A 1,336-nucleotide genomic window follows, 5' to 3' on the forward strand; every position below is an offset into this window, starting at 1 on the left:
TGCCGGTAGCGCGCCCGCAGCTTGTCGATCGTGGCTGCCTTGGCGGCCGCCTTCTGCTCCGGATCGCGCGGGCTTCCATAGACCTGGCTCAGCTCGTCCCTGGTTTTCGCGATCAGTCCGAGAAAATCGGCCTTGCGCTTGCGGTCGGCTTCGTAGCTGCGCAATCCGGCGCGATTGCCGGTGGCGCGCAGCCATTTCTTCGTGCCGGTGGTTTCGACGGTAACCGCGAAAGCCTCGTTGAACCCGGAGTCGCCATTCACATAGATCTTCTGATGCGCCAGCTCATGGAAGACAAGGCTTGCGAGATAGGTGTCGTTCTGGCGCAGCATGGTGCTGAGCAACGGGTCGCTGAACCAGCCCAGCGTGGAATACGCCGTGATGCCCGTCACATAGACGTCCAGCCCCTGTCGTTGCAGTTGAGCGGCATTTTCGAGCGCGTCCTTGCGCGAGAAATAGCCCTTGTAGGGAACGCAGCCGAAGACCGGAAAGCACCATGTTACCGGCGCGAGCGAGAATTGCGGCGCGGCGAAGACCGCCAGGGTCACATCATTCCGGCCGACATCGACATAGCTGCGGTAGCTGCTGTTGTCGGGCAGCGCCAGTTCTTCCGTGGCAAAGCGGCGTATGGCGCTGGCCGAGGTCAACTTGGCGCGCAACGGTTCCGGTGTCGACGGATCACGGATCAGCTTTCCGACATTCTTGCGCGCCGCCATGATCTCGACATGGCCCTCCAACGACTGCGCATAATAGGAAATGCTGGTGCATCCGGCCACGCCGGACACCAGGACTGCAGCGGCGAGCAATCGAAAAACGCGCTTCAAAGCCTGCCCACCGCCTGCTCATCTCCCATGGAGCAAATGTCTCCATTTGCTTCCGTGTCTCAGGCGCGCCTATTTTCGTCAAGACCTGGAGGGGCAGCGGTCGGGCCTTCGATTTATCACTTCCGCCGCGCCATCAGCCGCAGCCACGGCGCAAGATGGAACGCCGCCATCAGCAGATACATCGGCGCCATGCCGCTGAGCAGCGAGGCGCCCGAGTCCGGCATGCACATCATGTCATGGCCGCCATAGGCAGCCGTCAGCAGCCCCATCGCTGCGAAGGTCGGCGCCGCGGCGAGGCAAATCCAGTCGGCGAGCCCGAAGCTGCTCAGGCGGGGGGCGGGATTGTCGATGCTCATGATATCCACCTTCTGCAGGGCCAGGAGTTTCAGGCGCCCGGGGAGAGGGAAGGGCGCAAGATCGGCTCCGGCGACGCGTCGGTTGCGCCGCCGGAGTCGCTTCACGCTCAGGCGTTCTTGTTGCGGAACGCCGCTTCGCCGGCGTCCGAGACCTCGACC

Annotated in this window: 2 protein-coding genes; both read right to left on the reverse strand. The window is 63.3% G+C overall.

The window, feature by feature from the left end; genetic code table 11:
- The coding region (locus EOD07_RS34580) for an aminopeptidase (RefSeq protein WP_245470607.1) at window positions 1–803 on the reverse strand (803 nt) is incomplete at its 3' end.
- A 134-nt stretch (window positions 804–937) separates the two neighbouring features.
- On the reverse strand, window positions 938–1,177 hold the full coding sequence (locus tag EOD07_RS34585; protein WP_073986320.1) for a hypothetical protein: 240 nt from the start codon (window positions 1,175–1,177) through the stop codon (window positions 938–940).
- Window positions 1,178–1,336 lie beyond the last annotated feature (159 nt).

The organism is Mesorhizobium sp. M2C.T.Ca.TU.002.02.1.1, assembly GCF_003997225.1.

Excerpts from the sequence above, each read along its gene's own strand:
- EOD07_RS34585 (WP_073986320.1), bottom strand. The coding sequence starts at position 1,177 with ATGAGCATCGACAATCCCGCCCCCCGCCTGAGCAGCTTCGGGCTCGCC.